Source organism: Anabaena sp. PCC 7938, from assembly GCF_049315035.1.
Classification (GTDB): Bacteria; Cyanobacteriota; Cyanobacteriia; order Cyanobacteriales; family Nostocaceae; genus Anabaena; species Anabaena cylindrica.
On sequence record NZ_CP186034.1, the window covers coordinates 3,342,105 to 3,358,616 of the forward strand.

Annotated in this window: 13 protein-coding genes, 1 tRNA gene and 1 pseudogene; 9 read left to right on the top strand and 6 right to left on the bottom strand. The window is 38.7% G+C overall.

Going from position 1 to position 16,512, the window contains the following annotated elements:
* Window positions 1-295: 295 nt before the first annotated feature.
* The 3 genes and pseudogenes from ACOWPH_RS15435 to ACOWPH_RS15445 all read left to right on the top strand — a co-directional run bounded on the left by ACOWPH_RS15435 (window position 296) and on the right by ACOWPH_RS15445 (window position 1,966).
* Window positions 296-478, top strand: coding sequence for a CsbD family protein (locus tag ACOWPH_RS15435; protein WP_015216263.1), 183 nt, complete (start codon window positions 296-298; stop codon window positions 476-478).
* A 533-nt stretch (window positions 479-1,011) separates the two neighbouring features.
* Window positions 1,012-1,167: pseudogene (locus ACOWPH_RS15440) on the top strand (CsbD family protein); the annotation flags it as partial.
* A 232-nt stretch (window positions 1,168-1,399) separates the two neighbouring features.
* On the top strand, window positions 1,400-1,966 hold the full coding sequence (locus ACOWPH_RS15445; protein ID WP_015216265.1) for a hypothetical protein: 567 nt from the start codon (window positions 1,400-1,402) through the stop codon (window positions 1,964-1,966).
* Between the two features lie 338 nt (window positions 1,967-2,304).
* Here the strand turns inward: ACOWPH_RS15445 and ACOWPH_RS15450 are convergent, their stop codons facing one another.
* The 4 genes from ACOWPH_RS15450 to ACOWPH_RS15465 all read right to left on the bottom strand — a co-directional run bounded on the left by ACOWPH_RS15450 (window position 2,305) and on the right by ACOWPH_RS15465 (window position 8,268).
* On the bottom strand, window positions 2,305-3,720 hold the full coding sequence (locus tag ACOWPH_RS15450) for a glycoside hydrolase 100 family protein (protein WP_015216266.1): 1,416 nt from the start codon (window positions 3,718-3,720) through the stop codon (window positions 2,305-2,307).
* A gap of 315 nt (window positions 3,721-4,035) precedes the next feature.
* Complete coding sequence (locus ACOWPH_RS15455) at window positions 4,036-5,484, bottom strand: glycoside hydrolase 100 family protein (protein WP_015216267.1); 1,449 nt, start codon at window positions 5,482-5,484, stop codon at window positions 4,036-4,038.
* Between the two features lie 797 nt (window positions 5,485-6,281).
* Entirely contained in the window at window positions 6,282-8,009 is a 1,728-nt protein-coding gene (locus tag ACOWPH_RS15460; RefSeq protein WP_015216268.1) for a DnaJ domain-containing protein, read from the bottom strand.
* A gap of 186 nt (window positions 8,010-8,195) precedes the next feature.
* Window positions 8,196-8,268: transfer RNA gene (locus ACOWPH_RS15465), tRNA-Ile, on the bottom strand.
* A 321-nt stretch (window positions 8,269-8,589) separates the two neighbouring features.
* Here ACOWPH_RS15465 and ACOWPH_RS15470 point away from each other — a divergent pair.
* Both ACOWPH_RS15470 and ACOWPH_RS15475 read left to right on the top strand, forming a co-directional pair.
* Window positions 8,590-9,291: a hypothetical protein gene (locus tag ACOWPH_RS15470; protein ID WP_015216269.1), complete on the top strand. Its 702-nt coding sequence runs from the start codon at window positions 8,590-8,592 to the stop codon at window positions 9,289-9,291.
* A 54-nt stretch (window positions 9,292-9,345) separates the two neighbouring features.
* Complete coding sequence (locus ACOWPH_RS15475) at window positions 9,346-10,692, top strand: hemolysin family protein (RefSeq protein WP_015216270.1); 1,347 nt, start codon at window positions 9,346-9,348, stop codon at window positions 10,690-10,692.
* Window positions 10,693-10,786: 94 nt separating this feature from the next.
* Here ACOWPH_RS15475 and queC read toward each other — a convergent pair whose 3' ends face one another.
* The gene (gene queC / locus ACOWPH_RS15480) at window positions 10,787-11,467 is read right to left on the bottom strand and encodes a 7-cyano-7-deazaguanine synthase QueC (protein ID WP_171815835.1); all 681 of its coding nucleotides are present in this window, start codon (window positions 11,465-11,467) and stop codon (window positions 10,787-10,789) included.
* Window positions 11,468-12,050: 583 nt separating this feature from the next.
* On the opposite strand from queC, the gene ACOWPH_RS15485 reads away from it, so the two are divergent.
* From ACOWPH_RS15485 to ACOWPH_RS15500, 4 genes are all read left to right on the top strand, one after another.
* Complete coding sequence (locus ACOWPH_RS15485; RefSeq protein ID WP_015216272.1) at window positions 12,051-13,133, top strand: Gfo/Idh/MocA family protein; 1,083 nt, start codon at window positions 12,051-12,053, stop codon at window positions 13,131-13,133.
* 89 nt (window positions 13,134-13,222) lie between these two features.
* A complete protein-coding gene (locus tag ACOWPH_RS15490) occupies window positions 13,223-13,846 on the top strand; it encodes a DedA family protein (protein WP_042466123.1) in 624 nt (207 codons plus the stop codon).
* A gap of 256 nt (window positions 13,847-14,102) precedes the next feature.
* Window positions 14,103-15,239, top strand: a complete 1,137-nt coding sequence (locus ACOWPH_RS15495; protein ID WP_015216274.1) for a ParM/StbA family protein — start codon at window positions 14,103-14,105, stop codon at window positions 15,237-15,239.
* An 8-nt stretch (window positions 15,240-15,247) separates the two neighbouring features.
* Window positions 15,248-15,736, top strand: a complete 489-nt coding sequence (locus ACOWPH_RS15500) for a hypothetical protein (RefSeq protein ID WP_015216275.1) — start codon at window positions 15,248-15,250, stop codon at window positions 15,734-15,736.
* 193 nt (window positions 15,737-15,929) lie between these two features.
* Here the strand turns inward: ACOWPH_RS15500 and ACOWPH_RS15505 are convergent, their stop codons facing one another.
* Complete coding sequence (locus ACOWPH_RS15505) at window positions 15,930-16,511, bottom strand: CPBP family intramembrane glutamic endopeptidase (RefSeq protein WP_015216276.1); 582 nt, start codon at window positions 16,509-16,511, stop codon at window positions 15,930-15,932.
* Between the last annotated feature and the right edge of the window lies 1 nt (window position 16,512).

Genomic DNA, 16,512 nt, shown 5'->3' on the forward strand with positions numbered 1-16,512 from the left:
CTCTTTCCAAGCTACGGAAATGAAGGAAGACATAAGCAAAGAGGGAACATCCCAATTTTCCAAAAACACCGTAATTGTCATTTTGTGTCCCTAAAGGGAACTCTAGGCATTGCGTAATGGAAATTACACATTTGGGATGCCCCCGAAAAAGAAGACTTCTTGCCTATATCTAGTCTGCACAGTAAGAGCCGCATGAGATTGAAAACTATCATGCACGGTTTTGAATCAGAGGTGAAGAATAACTATATTCTCACCGACTTTAACAGTGATTTTGAAAATTAATACGGAGGTCATTATGAGTTTAGAAAATCGGGTTCAAGCAACGGCCAAAAATATCGAAGGCAAAGTTCAAGAAGCTGTAGGCAATGTTACCGGAGATCCCCAAGCTCAAGCCGAAGGTAAGGCAAAACAAGTTGAAGCAAGCACTATTCACGTTGTTGAAAATGTGAAAGATGAGGTCAAAAAAATTATTGATTAATACCATTTCTCTATAACAATGCACGTTAATTTGTGGATGTATAACCAGCATCCTAAATGTGCAAAATGCTCTCAAACCAGAATTATGGAGCTACATAAATAAAGTCTACCGTAAGAATTCAGGAGAAGGAAGAAGAATATTTTATCTCTTCTATTAAGAGTCTCCTGCTATATCAGACATCCTGTATCCTTACAGTCTACCTTCACAGGTGGAATTTGTTTGTGTTGCCGCGAATCCCATCTGCTTTTTTCAATTTAGCAAAGGTACTGTTTTATCGAAAGTATGAATAAAATCCAATTTTCCATACTTTCTAATTCTACACCCATAGTTAATAGTTGAGTCAACACCTGTAAAAATTAAAGATTTTGGAATTTAGAATGATTTTACTTCAAAAAATTTGTAAGTTATTGCTAACAATTAGCCTAGTTTTATTAGTTTCAACTTCTATAGGATTGGATTTAGCTTCTGGAGAAAGTTTGGCTGCAACTCCACTCAGTGATCTAATCAGTCAACCGCCTATTCAAATAGCAACAATGGATAGAGCGAAAGCAGGTTTTAAGAATATTGAAGGACAAAATCAAGAAGCAATTGGCAATATTACAGGCGACCGGAAAGACCAAATTGTTGGCAGAGCTAAACAAGGAGAAAGCCGAGTTCGTCAATCAATAGAAGACATGAAAAGTAAGCTGAATTTATCAGGAAGAGCAAAAGCCGTTTCTAAGAAAATTGAAGGCAAAAATCAAGAAGCTGCTGGCAAAGCTAAACAAGTAGAAGGTCAATTTCGTAACACGATAGAAGATGTAAAAGGTAATATTCAAAGCATCCTTAATTAAGGTCTAAAAAAAATGACATTTGCGTAGGTTTTATGTCAGTTCTATTCGTCATGTATTTTAATTCCACCAATTATTCCTGGTAGCAACTATGACTAACCCCAAAAATCCTAATCCTAATAACCATGAAGATAAAGTGACCTCTTATGGAGACGGTTACTCTGATGGTCGTGTTTCTGGAACAAATATCAAGAACGAAACGCTAAAAGTACGCGATCAAAACAATGCTGCTGGTGGTTTTTTAATTGGTATTGGTATTACCGCTTTGTTAGGACTGAGTGGACTTGCTTACTATCTCTGGGGACGGACACCAAGCAATCCAATAATTGTTACACCTGCTCCTGCTGCCCCTCAACAGCCAGCTAAACAGACAACTATCATTGAAAGAACGAATACTGTTGAGCGTGTTCCAGTACCAGCAGATGTTCCTGCTCCTCCACAAAATGCGCCTAATATCAATGTTAAAGTTGATGTTCCACAGTCGCAAGCACCTAGAGAAGGCAAGACAGATGTTAATGTGATTGTTCCTAATAATTCACAACCTGCTACTGCTCCACAGAACACGACGATTAATGTAGCTCCTTCTGAATCTGAACCGTCCACCAAGACCCCAACTCCACAACCAACCTCTAGTCCAGATACAAGTTCAAATCCCTAATATGGCGTAAATACTCATATTTGGCGAAGTTTTACAATACGTTTGACAAGGGTTACAAATTAGTGATTTTTCACCCACTTTAATAGTGGGTTTACTTACGTAGGTTTGTATTAAGACATATTCAGTTTGATTTAAATAATTCAGTTACAGAAATTAAAGTTTGTTAGATTACCTGTGAATCAATACTGTAGGAATACAGGATTTCCACTTAACGGGTGACAAGGTGGTTAAACAGCTTGTTTCATAAGGAATAGAGCCTGAAGCTAAAGAAAAGTTATCAGGTAGAAGGGCAACGATAGGATACTGTTTATGCAGTACATAAAATCAAAAAACCTTCACTATAAATCACAAACCTGAGAAGTATTTCCAGCATCAAACTCCTCAAAACTAATTAACTCTAAATATACAGGATTTCGCATTAATTCATTGGCTAATAAAAAGCCACTAATTGTCCAAGTTTGATATCTCCGGGCTTCTTTACCAATTAATAAACCACTTGTACCATCATAATATTCAGGCCATTCATCTTCACTTAAACGTGATGCAGCTATTTCTAAAACACGTTTACTAATATCAGTTCTACCTGTTTTTTGAGCAGCCGCTATTAAACACCATAACAAAACTGGCCAACTACCAGCATTATGATAGGACCAAGGCATATTTTTAGGATCGCAGCCTGTGAAAATTTTATATTCCTCATTCTCTAAAGCCGGAAAACAGATTTTCATGGGCATTTCTCCCACTAAATCATCCCATCGTTCTTCAATCAAATTCATAATGGCTTGAGACTGACGTTCAGTAGTTAAAGAACAAATGATAGCCATCATATTTCCCAAAGCAAAAAATCGAGTATCTAAATGAGAAGGTCCAACATTTGCTGCTAAATAACCACCATGATTTGGCAACCATACACATAAATCAGTATAGGGAATTGAATCTGCATAGATATTGAATTGATTTACCGCTGTTTGTCCATATTCTTCACCCTTAAAACGATAGATAACATTCAGCCGTTTCATGTCTATCCAATAATGATGACGAATATGATCTCTTAATAAAGGTAAACGATTATCAATGCCTACAACAATCTCTTCATCACCAGCACAAACTAACAGTTTACGCGCTGCACATAAAGCGGCATAAAAGAGAGATTGAATTTCTAAAGGATAGCCAAAAATACCTAAACGCCGATAAATCATACACGACCCGTCGGGAACTAATAGCGTTGGGTTCATATCGAACCGAGTAGCTAAACAAAGTTCCATAATCAACATTATGCCTTGCTGAAATTGCGGTTGCAAAGCAAATTTTATATCTTTTGTAGCTTTGACATAAGCGTGTAAGATAATAATCCACCATAGGCAAGAATCAACAGGTGTAACTCTAGCTATAGCTTGTTCTCCAAAATCTGCTTCTAAAAATTCTTCTCCATTTATGGATACAACTTTAAAACTGGCTGGGATAAAACCCTGGCTAGGTGTATAAGCATTAAGGTCATTTTTCTTGGGTTGTAGCTTCAATGTTTCTTCTAGAAAATTACGGACAATATCATATTTACCTTTGATGAGAAAAACTAAAGCTGAAGATACAAAATCCCTAACATAGCAATGATCAAAATTAAATTCTGGTTGTGACTTATCACAGACAACTACAGTTCCTATGGGACGACCTTGATAGTAAATAATAGAATTTTCTAGTAATTCCCATGCCTGTTTTTCGACATCATCAATTTTTGACATTTCTTCTTTTGTCATTGCTATGAATACTCCATTTTTATGGGAATTGTGCAGTAATTAATATTCTGGACTGGGATCTAGCAAATGTATCGCTTGCTTGCGCTGCAATGCTTTCTGGGTTTAATAACGGATATATAGCCAGTTAATCTTGGACATACACGATACATGGCAATATTCCATTATTACAAGAGAATCTGAGTCTTTTATTTCTCTTATTTTTCTATATGATATCTTCTTTAACTATTCGCTGGAAGCAATTTATAAAAGAGAAAAAAGCCCCAGATCATTATATAGGGGCTTGAAAAATATTGTTCATTGTAGACAATTATCTCATTACATAGACAGATAAGGGTCAATATTACCAACTTCAAATTCACAGGCTCTAGAAATTGATTCTGGAGGTAATTTATCAAAACTAACTAACGGTAAAAACTGAGGATTATCCATTAGTTCTTTAGCCAATAAATACCCTGCAATTGTCCAGGTTTGATATTTGCGGGCTTGTTTACCAATTAATCGCCCTTTCTTACCATCGTAATATTCTGGCCATTCATCTTCACTCAAACGAGCTTTGGCAATTTCCATTGCTTTTCTAGCCATACCAGTTTTATTGGTCTTCATGGATGCTGCGGCTAACATCCACATCAAAACAGGCCAACTTCCAGCATTATGATAAGACCAAGGTATATTTTTAGGATCACATCCTGTTACAACTCTATACTCTTCATGTTCTAAAGCCGGGAAACAGATTTTCATGGGCATATCTCCCACTAAATCATCCCATCTTTTTTCAATTAGAGCCATAATTGATTGAGATTGTTCTTCAGTTGAAAGATCACAAATAATCGCCATCAAATTTCCCAGTGTAAAGAAGCGAGTATCTAACTGAGATGGGCCAACATTACCGGCAAAATAACCACCTTTTTTAGGTAGCCATTTATCTAATTCATAATAAGGTAGAGAATCTACATAAATGTTAAATAGATTCACCGCTGCTTTGCCATATTCTTCGCTTTTGAAGCGATAAATTGCATTGAGACGATTAATATCTATCCAATAATGCTGACGAATATGTCCACATAGTAAAGGTAAGCGGTTATCAATTGCAGCGACGATATCTTGATTACCTTTACAAATTAGTAGCTCACGCGCTACGCGCAATGCACCAAAAAATAGCACTTGAATTTCTAGCGGATGACCATAGATACCCATGCGCCGATCAATCATGCAAGCTCCATCTGGAACTAACAGCGTTGGATACATATCAAAACGATTAGCCAGACAGATTTCCATGATTAACTTGATACCTGTTTGGAATTCAGGTTGATAAGCCAGAGCATAGTCATTTGTAGCAACCACGTAAGCACGCAGTAAAATTAGCCACCACAAACAAGAGTCAACAGGTGTGACTCTAGCGATCGCGTGTTCTCCAAAATCAGCTTCTAAATGTTCTTCACCATTAATAGAAATAACTTTGAAGCTTGCTGGTATCAAACCTCGACCAGGTTTATATGCGTCTAATGCTCTTTCTTTAGGCTGTAACTTTAAGGTTTCTTCTAGGAAATTTCTGACAATATCTGTTCTACCTTTAATCAAAAAAATTAAGGCGGAAGAAACAAAATCTCTAACAAAGCACTGGTCATAATTTAACGCTTCAACAGACGGATCATAGGCAGCTAAGGTTCCAATAGGACGACCTTGATAATAGAGAATTGAATTCTCTAAAGCTTGCCACGCCTCATTTTCTATATTGTCAGTTGTACTTAATTCATTTACTTGCATCGCCAGAATAACTCCATTTAGATAGTAATTTTGTAGTAGATGCACCTTTATTGATTATTTATATTTGCTATTTTCATTATCACATAACTGATTTTCTGAAAAGCAAATATAAATCCTGGAAAGCAATACTCCAACAAGAACATTTACAACTGCTGAATATTAGCAAATCAATTTGCTGTTAATTTGCTTTTTATTAAAAATCTTTAGGTGAATTTTACTAATCGGTTTATTCACATCCATAAATGAAAATCACCTTCAAAACAATTATAGGAAGATAGATTTTTAGATTCTGCATTGCCCTATTTTAAGGTTCAGGACTTTGCTTTACTAAACAAAAATATATCCCTATTGCTGTTTAAGGTTTATGTGAAGTTTAAACCCCTTGTAGTATATTTACTTGGCTAGGATTGACTGTTTGAAACTGCAAATTAAATTATTCCCCTATAAGTTAACAATTTATAACGTTTTTTCGCAATATGCAATATGGATGCTTAAAAATTTAGGGTGTCAATTTTGATCAAGGATTGTTCATTGTATCCTAATGACCAAAAATTTATGCAATCAGTAGCTTATGGTAGATAATCCGAACAAAACCATGTATACAGGAGTAAGGCTATATAACGGCTTTTTTAACCGCTCTCACAGCTTACTAGAGGCTATCAAAGCCAAAATAAACTAATTTTTGTAATCTTACTAACTCGTGCTACATCAACACCCTTTAAGGACGTTTTATAAAACGTCTCTACAGGAGAAATATTCTGTAACTTATTACACAAATTTATGTATTAAAATTAGGTTTATTTTTCAACATTCGCTAACGTCTGAAAATTATGATAAGCCTGATTCACAGCTTGCATTGCAGCTTTAGCACTTTCTGAATTATTAATATCAGGATGATACAATCTTGCTAATCGACGGTAGGCAAGTTTCACATCGTCAGGATGGGTGTTTGTATTTACACCTAATATTTCCCACCATTCCCCAATTATAGATAAATTTTCAGTTAAATTTTTAGTGCTTTGGACTTGTCTCCAGATTTTGATCGTCCCACTTTTACCACCACTAATCAAAATTTCACCATCTGAACTAAAAATTAAAGGACTAAAACCAGAAAAAGTTTCTAATAATTCCCCAGTTTGTAGATTCCAAATTTTGATAATTCCATCTTTGCTGCTACTAGCGAGAGTATTACCATCAGGATGAATAGCAATAGATAAAACTGCCTTTAAGTGTCCCGTTAAGGTGCGGATTAATTCACCTGTTTTCATAGTCCAAAGTTTAATAGTAGTGTCTGTACTTCCGCTAATTAAAACTTGATTATTTGGAGTGATAGCCAGTGTATTTACTGCGGCTAAATGTTGAGTAAGAATACAACGTTTTTGACCAGTTTGTAAATCCCAGATTCTGATAGTTTTATCTGCACTACCACTAACTAAAGTTGTACTATCAGGGCTAATAGCAATTGCTAAAACTGCATCTGTGTGTCCATTTAAAGTGCGTTTGATGTTTCCTGTATAACGTCCCCAAATTCTAATAGTTTTATCTGTACTTCCACTAATAATAATTCTGTCATCTGGACTATAAACAACTGCATTAACAAAACCGTTGTGACTACAGGGAGAATTTAAATAAGAGAATGTGCGGTTATATTGTTTTGTGTTCAATTGCCAACTGCTAATTTTTCGATCTACACTACCGCTAATGATTTGCTTACCATCTGGACTGATAGCCACAGATAAAACCGCTTCAGCTTGTCCAGAAAATGTATATAAAAATTTTCCGGGTTTCAAATTCCACAGATTAACTTGTCTGTCATCGCTACCACTAATCATAGTTTTTCCATCGGGATGAATAGCTACTGCATTTACAGCCCCAGAATGTCCCTTGAGTGTTTTTACACATTGCCAAGTTTGAGGTAATTTGTTAGTAAGTGATACAGTTGTTACTTCAACTTTGGGGGAGTGAGTATTTTGTGTATTCTTGAGATTTTCTAACTCATCATCAAGTTCTAAAGCTGAAAATTTCTGACTAATATCATCACCTGATAACTCTCTTAATGCGGCGGTGTAATAATCCATTTGTAGAACTTTTTCTTCCATGCGTTCAAAAACTTGCATGGGAGTTTCTTTAAATTCAGAATTATCTAACAATTGCGCGACACCATAAGCAGCTAGTCCAACTACAGCACCAATTCCTGCTATTGGCATACTACCAATACCGAAAGCTAAACCAATTTTCGGTGCAACGAATCCTATCCCACCAACGACGCTAGAAAAACCAACACCACCAACAGCACCTATTCCCATTGCGCCAAAAACTGCTGTATCTCCTTCTGTGATTCCTTTAAATGCGCCATATATAGCAGCACCTGCAACTGCACCCGCAGCGCTAACAGAAGTTGCACCTATTCCTACAGCACCAAAGCTACCTGCTATCCCAATTCCACCAACGGTAGATGATAGACACGCGCCAGTTAAACTTCCGGTGGTGATGAATGTTGCACCTATTGTGGATGTTGGTTTCATAACTTGAATTTAGTCAATTTAAGAAATTTTTAGCGCTTATCATTGGGTTTATGCAGCAAATATTATATGGCTTTGAGCGAAGTCTAAGTAAATCGCCAATTTTGGATATTGCACATAAATATTTACATAAGGGTTTAGCAATGCTAAACCCCTAATAATAAACTTATTTAATTTCTGAGTTTTCAATGCGCCCTGCTGGAATCGAACCAGCCTGAGGACGAATTATGAGTTCGTTGCCTCCCCAATCGGCCAAGGGCGCTCGTTGTGTTAAATTTTAGTTTTGTCTACTTAAGCTTTAATGCTAACTCTTTGTTATTATTTGAGCTTGAGTCAATAATTGACTTATTAGACAAACGCACGTCTATAAGCATAGCATGATTTTACAACCTTTGCCAAATTTTAAAAATTTCCTCAGGTTTGAGAGTCTGAAGACAAAACATCACCTAATCACAAGTTTATAGAAAAATGGCGATTTTAGACTTTTTACGAGAATAATTAATGAAGTTACTGATATATGGTTTAGCTTTAACGCTTTAACACTTGTAAATAAATTAAATTTCTTCTAACTAGCTTGTCAGCGATGAAAATAAATTCCACTGTAGTTTTGACGTTGATTTTGTTAACCCTAATGTTGGGCGCAGGTTCTGTGAGTGCATTTTTGGGATTTACGATGGGAAGTTCTGCTCTTAAAGGTGTAACTACACCAGATGGTCGTCCCGCAACTAAATTTGCCAGCGGTAAGACCAATAATGCTCAACAGGTGGGAATAAGCCTCTTAAAAGAGGATGAGATTCTTAAAAGTGTTCAATCACGGATTCAGGGGAATACGAGTGCGAGCAAAGCAAAAAAGCTAGATGAAGATGAAGATGAGACAAAAACCAAGAAGCCTGAAGTCCAGGAAACGCCCCAAGAAGTGACCGAAGAAAAACTGCAACCAGGATTTCCAGTTGTTGCTGAAAGTGAAGGTGTCACGTTGTCTGTACAATCGGCTCGCTACTCTGGTGGTGATTTATTACTAAAAGTAAAAATGCAAAACCAGGGTGCTGATTCTGTAAGGTTCCTGTATAGTTTTTTAGATGTCACTGATGATAAAGGCAGAACACTAAGCGCTATTACAGAAGGATTGCCCGCAGAATTGCCTACTAAGGGTCCAACATTTACAGGTACAATTAGTATTCCCACAGCTTTACTGGACGATGTGAGTAAAATCTCGCTGGCACTGACAGATTATCCTGCTCAAAAACTAAAATTACAAGTGTCAGATATTCCTGTAGAAAAATAGAAATGCTATTGTTAGCGTTTTGGTATCGGCGTAAGTTTTACACGAGCTTTAACGGTGAGTGGTCTTCCTCAGTTAATTTGGACAGATGTAGGGTTGAGATTGTTGTCAGTGCTACTGCTGATAGCGATTAATGCTTTCTTTGTCATGGCGGAATTTTCGATGGTGACTGTACGGCGCACACGTATTCACCAATTAGTTCAGGCTGGGGACATTCCAGCGATCGCTGTCGAAATGCTACAACGTAGTATTGACAGGCTTTTATCTACGGCTCAGGTAGGTATTACCCTCTCTAGTTTGGCACTAGGTTGGATTGGAGAAAGTACGATTGTTGTATTGATGGAGGCATGGTTAAAATCCTGGCCTTTACCCATCGGTTTGAGTAACTTCCTAGCTCATTCTTTATCAGTTCCAATTACCTTCTTTTTGATTGCCTATTTGCAAATTGTGTTCGGGGAATTGTTTCCCAAATCGGTAGCTATGCTGTATTCAGAACAGCTGGCTAGGTTTTTGGGGTCTTCGGTCAAAGCGATAGTACGTTTTTTCAGCCCTGTAATTTGGATTCTCAACCAATCAACCCGCTATCTGTTGCGATTATTCGGCATTCAATATACAGGACAAAGCTGGAGACCACCAGTTACTCCTGAAGAATTGCAATTAATTATATCAACAGAACGAGAATCAACTGGTTTAGAGTTATCAGAGCGAGAATTGCTCAATAATGTTTTTGAGTTTGGAGAAATCACAGCGGAAGATGTGATGATTCCTCGTACCAACGTTATAGCCTTGCCAGAAGACGCAACTTTTCACACCCTACTCCAGGAAATGATATCTAGTGGTCATTGCCGCTTTCCCATTGTTGGCGAATCTCTAGATGACATTCGCGGTATTGTTTATTTTCAAGATTTAGCAAGACCATTAGCTACTGGAAAGCTGGCTTTAGATACACAAATTCTACCTTGGATGCGATCGCCCCGCTTTGTCCCAGAACAAACTTTGTTGAGCGAACTACTGCCCATGATGCAGCAAGAAAAACCAGCTATGGTAATTGTTGTTAATGAATTTGGCGGTACGGTAGGACTGGTGACAATTCAAGATGTCATTGCTGAAATTATTGGCAATGCAGGTGAACAGGAAAGTAACGATTACCTGTTAGTCCAAATGTCAGATCCGCAGACATTTTTAGTGCAAGCCCAGATCAACCTAGAAGAACTTAACGAAGTCTTACATCTCAATTTACCCTTAACGCGAGAATATCAGACCTTGGGTGGCTTTCTGCTCTATCAATTGCAAAAAATCCCCGATAAAGGCGAAACCCTCTTTTATGAAAATATCGAATTTACCGTCATGTCAGTTATCGGCCCACGCCTCAACCAAATTCAAATCAAATTTTTAGAAGGATAGGGGGTAGGAGTTCGGAGTTCGGAGGCAGGGAGTAGGGGGCAGGGGGCAGGGGGCAGGGGGCAGGGAGAGAAAATTCTTACTCGGTACTCGGTACTCAATACTTCGCATAGGGAACTAAATCTTTTAATCCCAATTCAGCGAAGGCTGCTAAACGCAAACGGCAGGAGTCACAAACACCGCAAGCAACTTCACCACCAGCATAACAAGACCATGTTAACTCCCAAGGCACTCCCAACTGGTTGCCTAGTTGGATAATTTCGGTTTTTTTCAAATTAATTAATGGCGCAACAATATTAATTGGTTGTCCTTCAAGTCCTTGTTTGGTTCCCAAGCGGAAGACTTCTTGCATAGCTTGAATATAATCAGGACGGCAATCAGGATAGCCAGAGTAATCTAAAGCATTCACGCCAATGTATACCCGTTGCGCGGCGATCGCTTCGGCATAGGCCAAAGCAAAGCTTAAAAAGATAGTATTACGGGCAGGGACATAGGTGACAGGGATATTTTGTGACATCTCATCTAGAGAACGTTCTTGAGGGAGAGCGATCGCATGATCCGTTAGCGCCGAACCACCCCATTGCCTTAAATCAAAATTCACCACCTGATGTTTGACAACCCCAACCGCTTGGGCAATCAGTAAGGCTGACTTTAGCTCTCGTTGGTGTCGTTGCTGGTAATCAAAGGAAATAACATAACATTCACAACCATCAGCCCTTGCTTGGTAGAGAACTGTAGAAGAATCTAATCCCCCAGACAACAAAATTACAGCTTTCATCTCACTTGACAATTTAGGTTTACCCATCGTTTGTTAAATTACATCCAAACCAGATGACACCAATCAACGAACTCAGAAAATCACTAACACCAATTTCTTCCAAAAGGTGAGACAATCAACAAAATGCAACAAACCTAAAAAAATAAATATGAAAAAAAATTAATTTCCCGTAGTCTGACGCAACAACCTTGCTGAAGATTATACTTGCAGCGTTAGTTATTTAATTGTTTGTAATTTTACTAGCAATACGCGTGATTAATTTGCTACGGAAAAATAAGTACCTATTCCAGTAATTGATTGCCTAACCGTCACCTGTGAATTTTTACGTAGGTCTGATGGAGCTTGTAAAGTCAACAAAACAACACATAGTTTTTTGTGTCTATTCTAAAAAATGGCGCAATTAATAACTATCTATCCAAAAGGTAGCCAAATAGTGGGAACTGATCATAAACTTTGAAATTCTTCATAAATAGAACCACTATGTTACCATCTGGATGGTTTTAGACGGATCGCACCTGGCGCTTAAGTATAAAGGCCAACGACCGTAGCGTCTTTAAATTTGGTGGTTGAGGAGAAAATAATAGTGCAAAATAGCATGTCAGTGGCAGAACCAAATCTATATTCACAGCGCAACCAGCCACGAGCAATCCGCATAGGCGTGATTGGAGTGGGTAACATGGGACAACATCACACCCGCGTACTGAGTTCAATGAAAGATGTTGAACTGATAGGCGTTTCCGATATTAATGTTGAGCGAGGCTTAGAAACCGCCAGCAAATACAAAGTCCGTTTTTTTGAAGATTACTGCGATTTGCTACCTCATATAGATGCAGTTTGTATTGCTGTACCTACTCGCTTACATTATGCTGTTGGCATCAACTGCCTGTTAGCTGGAATTCATGTTTTGATTGAGAAACCAATCGCTGCAAGTATTTCTGAAGCAGAATCTCTCGTCAACGCTGCTGCTGAGTCTCAATGTATTTTGCAAGTAGGTCACATTGAGCGTTTCAATCCAGCATTTAGGGAACTCAGCCAAGTCTTGAAAACTGAGGAAGTACTTGCGTTAGAAGCTCACCGAATGAGTCCTTATTCAGCTAGAGCAAGTGATGTGTCAGTAGTACTGGATTTAATGATTCATGACATCGACCTGCTTTTAGAATTAGCTGGTTCTCCCGTGGTGAAATTGACAGCCAATGGTACTCGCTCTTTAGATTCTGGTTATTTAGATTATGTGACTGCTACCTTGGGTTTTGCTAATGGTGTCGTCGCTACTCTGACAGCTAGTAAAGTTACTCACCGCAAAATTCGCCGCATTGTCGCCCATTGCAAAAACTCATTTACCGAAGCAGATTTCCTCAAGAATGAAATTTTGATTCATCGCCAAACTAATATCAACCCTCTCACCGACCATCGGCAAGTACTTTACAAGCAAGATGGTTTAATAGAAAAAGTCTATACCAGTAACATTCAACCTCTAAGTGCAGAGTTAGAACATTTTGTCAACTGTGTGCATGGAGGGAATCAGCCTTCTGTGGGTGGTGAACAAGCTCTAAAAGCTTTAAGATTAGCCAGTTTAATCGAGCAGATGGCTCTAGAAGAACGGGTTTGGAACCCATTAGACTGGCAATCAGAATCAAGAGTACAATCATTAACCCCAACTGCCTAGAAAATGAGAGCGTCGGTGATAGGGACTAGGGGAATAACTGCCTCATGACCTATCACCCATTACCTATTACTAATTATTACCCATTATCTATGCTCGAATGGATCACTAACACGATCAACTCCCTGGGATACTTGGGAATTGCTTTCCTGATGTTCCTAGAGAACCTTTTTCCCCCTATACCTTCTGAATTGATTATGCCATTGGCAGGATTTACCGCCAGTCCATATCAACCAGGAGGAGCAAAACTAAATATATTAGGCGTATTTTTATCAGGACTTTTGGGTTCTGTACTTGGCGCACTGATCTGGTACTATCCAGGTAAGTTTTTGGGAGAACAACGCTTGAAAACTTTAGCTAATAAGTACGGTAAATGGCTGGCTATATCTAGTGAAGATATTGATAAGGCTAAAAGCTGGTTCAACAAACAAGGTAATAAAGCGGTATTAATAGGTCGTCTTGTGCCGGGAATCCGTACCTTGATTTCCGTTCCCGCAGGTATGAGTAATATGCCCTTGCCTCCCTTTTTATTTTACACAACACTGGGTAGTGCAGCCTGGGTAGGCTTGCTCACATATTCAGGATATTTTTTAGGTAGTCAATATGAACTTGTAGATAAGTACCTCGCGCCTGTATCTAAAATTGTTTTAGGGGGTCTGGTGCTGGTATTCTTCATTTGGATATTTAAGCGCCAGGGCAAAAGTACTAGAAGATAAACCTGTGTAAGTATTGGGGTGAAAGTAGAAGTTAAAAATGTGCAAATTTCTCTTACACTATAATGCCAAAATAATGCTAAATTCGCATTGGCGTTCGCGTAGCGTGACCTAGTAAAGCCCACCACAGGTATCACGTACAATTATTGTGACGTATTTCTAGCTACACTTGACCCAAGTAGGAATTTTTTCCGACTTCGCCTTTTTGTAAGATGGGCATGATAACTTTTTACAGTTAAGTCACCACATAGGAGCTTTCATGACAGACCAACCTCCAGTAGCTAACCCGATGAATGCCGCTGCCATACCAATGAATAGAGCAGCGGCAACCCCTATAAATAATACTAATAAGCCAATCAGTATTTCGGGGAAAAACATTCTCAGTGTTGATTTAGGTAGAACCTCTACCAAAACTTGTGTGAGCCGCGAACCAGAAAATGTGGCCTTTATCCCTGCCAATGTCAAGCAGATGTCAATAGAACAAATACGGGGTGGGGTATTTGAGTCTAAAGCAACAGATCCTTTGATGGATTTATGGCTGGAATATCAAGGTAATGGATATGCTGTTGGTCAAATAGCAGCAGACTTTGGAGCCAATTTAGGCGTTGGACAATCTAAGGTTGAAGATGCAATGGCTAAAGTTCTGGCTGCTGCTGGTTACTTTAAGCTTAAAGACGATATTTCTGTGATTGTTGGTTTGCCTTTTCTTTCTCTAGAGCAATTTGAACGGGAAAAAGCTCAATTAACAAGTTTGATTAGTGGTCCCCATATCATGAATTTCCGTGGGGAAACTGTTCAGCTGAACGTCACTAAAGTTTGGGTGATGCCAGAAGGCTATGGTAGCTTACTGTGGTCTGAAGGCCAACCAAATAAAGGAACTTCGATTCCTGATTTGACCAAGGTATCAGTGGGGATAGTTGATATTGGACATCAAACTATTGACTTGTTGATGGTGGATAATTTCCGCTTTGCTAGAGGTGCTTCTAAGAGTGAAGACTTTGGTATGAGCAAGTTTTATGAAATGGTGGCTAAAGAAATAGAAGGGGCTGATAGTCAATCCCTAGCACTAATTTCTGCTGTGAATAAACCAAAAGGCGATCGCTTTTACCGTCCCAAAGGTGCCAGCAAACCTACCAATTTAGACGATTTTCTCCCTAACCTCACAGAGCAGTTTTCACGAGAAATTTGCTCTCGCGTATTAGCCTGGTTGCCAGAGCGTGTAACTGATGTAATTATCACCGGTGGTGGTGGTGAGTTCTTCTGGGAAGATGTACAACGTCTGCTCAAAGAAGCCAAAATTAGCGCTCATTTAGCTGCGCCCTCCCGCCAAGCTAACGCTTTAGGGCAATTTATTTATGGGGAAGCGCAGTTATCTGCTGTTCGCGCTGCTAGGTAATAAAACTGATGTTCCAATGGTCAAAAAAGGTAGTTAAATCGGTAACATTCAATCCAGAAATTGCTGATGAGAGCTTGTTAGCACAGGTGGAAAGTTATTTGGAGGCACAGCCCGAAAAAACTTTTAGCGACCTCTGTAAGGAGGCTCTATGGCAAGCTTTATGTGTACCGGAATCTGTACGACCTGCTCCGAATATAGCAGCCTTACCGATGGAACAAAAAATCGGTGAGTTGCAACGTCAATTAGCTGGCCTTGAGGAACGTTTTTTTGCTAAGGAATCCAATCGTTTGGAGGCGATGGAAAGCCAGATATTACAACTTACTCAACAAGTTGCACAACTGGCTATTATGCTTAGTCAAGGAGCATCTACTCAACCTCCAACTTCATCAGTACCAACGGTAGAAGTAGTTAACAATTCTGGTTCTAATCCCGATAGCACTCCCCAAGAGATTGACCCTGTGATTAGCCGCTTGAGCCAGTATCTTGATGATTTCTAACAAAAAGCCAGTTTATAAGCGTTTTACAAGCTAAATCGGGAAGTGTGAGCAGTTTATTAGTTAAATCCAGAACCTGAAAACAAGTTCTGGGTTTAATTTTTTTGTTAGTAAGTAGGTGGGCAGAATAAAACCCTTTTTCCCCCGCCATAAGAGTGATTGTGTATTTTTTTATTTGGAAGTCCCTTAGCATTACCTATAAATTACGCATTTTCCACATATAGCTAGATAGCAGATTTGTCAGTATATGCGCCACAATTGGTACTAACAAATTGCCACTGAATAGAGCGCTATATCCCAAAATAATGCCGATAATCGTTGCCCAAATTACATAAGGCCATTGTTCGGAACCACTTAGATGTAAAACTCCAAAACAAAGACTTGAGACAATGACGGCTACATGATTAGCACCTAAAGCTGGTAACATGACACCGCGAAATAATAATTCTTCACTTAAACCTGGTAATAACCCTAGCCAGATCAAATCTGGTAAAGCTAAAGGCTTGAGTACGAGTTTCAGATAATAATCTGCACTTTTACGATAGGGAGGAGAAAAGCGATAAGCCAAACTACTTAAAACAGTTATAATTACACTCAATCCCACTCCTAAAAATAAATCTTTTGGATGCCAGTACAACTTAAATAGGGGAATGTTGCCAAAGCGCAACCACAGCTTGGCCACTATCCACAAAATAATGGCAGTCGCGCCCATAGCGACAAGTACTTGAGTACGTGTGAGGTAAGGAATTTCTGGCTCTTGGTTTTTTTGTTCAACCACA

Bases quoted from the DNA above. Each gene is read 5' to 3' on its own strand.
- ACOWPH_RS15470 (WP_015216269.1), top strand. From the start codon at position 8,590: ATGAAAATAAATTCCACTGTAGTTTTGACGTTGATTTTGTTAACCCTA.
- ACOWPH_RS15445 (WP_015216265.1), top strand. From the start codon at position 1,400: ATGACTAACCCCAAAAATCCTAATCCTAATAACCATGAAGATAAAGTG.
- ACOWPH_RS15490 (WP_042466123.1), top strand. From the start codon at position 13,223: ATGCTCGAATGGATCACTAACACGATCAACTCCCTGGGATACTTGGGA.
- ACOWPH_RS15500 (WP_015216275.1), top strand. From the start codon at position 15,248: ATGTTCCAATGGTCAAAAAAGGTAGTTAAATCGGTAACATTCAATCCA.
- ACOWPH_RS15460 (WP_015216268.1), bottom strand. From the start codon at position 8,009: ATGAAACCAACATCCACAATAGGTGCAACATTCATCACCACCGGAAGT.
- ACOWPH_RS15435 (WP_015216263.1), top strand. From the start codon at position 296: ATGAGTTTAGAAAATCGGGTTCAAGCAACGGCCAAAAATATCGAAGGC.
- ACOWPH_RS15455 (WP_015216267.1), bottom strand. From the start codon at position 5,484: ATGCAAGTAAATGAATTAAGTACAACTGACAATATAGAAAATGAGGCG.
- ACOWPH_RS15495 (WP_015216274.1), top strand. From the start codon at position 14,103: ATGACAGACCAACCTCCAGTAGCTAACCCGATGAATGCCGCTGCCATA.
- ACOWPH_RS15450 (WP_015216266.1), bottom strand. From the start codon at position 3,720: ATGACAAAAGAAGAAATGTCAAAAATTGATGATGTCGAAAAACAGGCA.
- queC (WP_171815835.1), bottom strand. From the start codon at position 11,467: ATGAAAGCTGTAATTTTGTTGTCTGGGGGATTAGATTCTTCTACAGTT.